Annotated in this window: 1 protein-coding gene; it reads left to right on the plus strand. The window is 65.0% G+C overall.

What is annotated here, in order from left to right; all coding sequences use genetic code 11:
- The coding region (gene ccoG / locus B4920_RS25730; RefSeq protein ID WP_254051061.1) for a cytochrome c oxidase accessory protein CcoG at window positions 1-1,319 on the plus strand (1,319 nt) is incomplete at both ends.

Consider the following 1,319-nt stretch of genomic DNA (forward strand, 5'->3'; position numbering starts at 1 on the left):
ACCCTCTACGCCGTCCGCCAGAAGGTCTACCCGCGCGCGGTGACAGGGCGCTTTGCAACGTGGCGGTGGATCCTGGTGTGGGCGACGCAGATCCTCTTCTACGGCCTGTGCTGGCTGCCGTGGAACGGCCGGCAGGCCGTGCTGCTCGACCTGGTCGAGCGCAAGTTCTACATCTTTGGGTGGATCTTCTGGCCGCAGGACGTGTTCTTCCTGGCGATCCTGCTGATCATCAGCGCCTATTCGCTGTTCTTCTTCACTGCGGTGGCCGGGCGGCTGTGGTGTGGCTATTCGTGCCCGCAGACCGTCTATACCGAGATCTTCATGTGGATCGAGGAGAAGATCGAAGGCAACCGCAGCCAGCGCATGAAGCTGGACCAGGCCCCGCTGAGCGCCCGCAAGCTGGCGATCAAGGGCGCCAAGTTCGGCACCTGGGGCCTGCTGTCCCTGTGGACGGGCTTCACGCTGGTCGGCTACTTCACGCCGATGCACGAACTGCTGCGCGAAGTGGCGACGTTCAGCTTCGGCCCGTGGGAACTGTTCTGGATCTGCTTCTACGGCGGCTTCACCTACCTGTTCGCCGGCGTGATGCGCGAGCAGGTCTGCAAATACATGTGCCCGTATGCCCGCTTCCAGGGCGTGATGTTCGACCCGGACACGCTGGTCATCACCTACGACCCCGAGCGGGGCGAACCGCGCGGCCCGCGGCGCAAAGGCGTCGAGCCGAAAACGGTGGGCAAGGGCGACTGTGTCGACTGCGGCATCTGCGTGCAGGTCTGCCCGACCGGCATCGACATCCGCAACGGCATGCAGTACGAATGCATCGGCTGCGCGGCCTGCATCGACGCCTGCGACCAGGTGATGGACAAGATGAACTACCCGCAGGGGCTGATCCGCTACACCACCGAGAACGCGATGAAGCGGCACTGGGGCCGCAAGGAAATCCTCGGCCACGTGATGCGCCCGCGGATCCTGATCTACGCCGGCGTGCTGGTGGCGCTGTGCACGGCCTTCGTGTGGGGCCTGGCGACGCGTTCGACGCTGCGGGTGGACGTGATCAAGGACCGCTCGACGCTGAGCCGGGAGATCGAAGGAGGGCTGATCGCCAACGTGTACAATCTGCAGGTGATGAACATGACCGAGAAGCCGCGGCGCTACACGCTGGCGGCGAGCGGGCTGGACGGGGTGAAGGTGAGCCCGGCCGGGCCGATCGAGCTGGATGCCGCAGAGCTCAAGTCGGTCACCATCGAAGTGGCGGCGCCGCCCGAGTCGGGCAAGCCCGGCTCCAACACCGTGTATATCGAAGTGAAGGCGCTGGACGA

The sequence above is a fragment of the Zoogloea sp. LCSB751 genome (assembly GCF_002028455.1).
Classification (GTDB): Bacteria; Pseudomonadota; Gammaproteobacteria; order Burkholderiales; family Rhodocyclaceae; genus Zoogloea.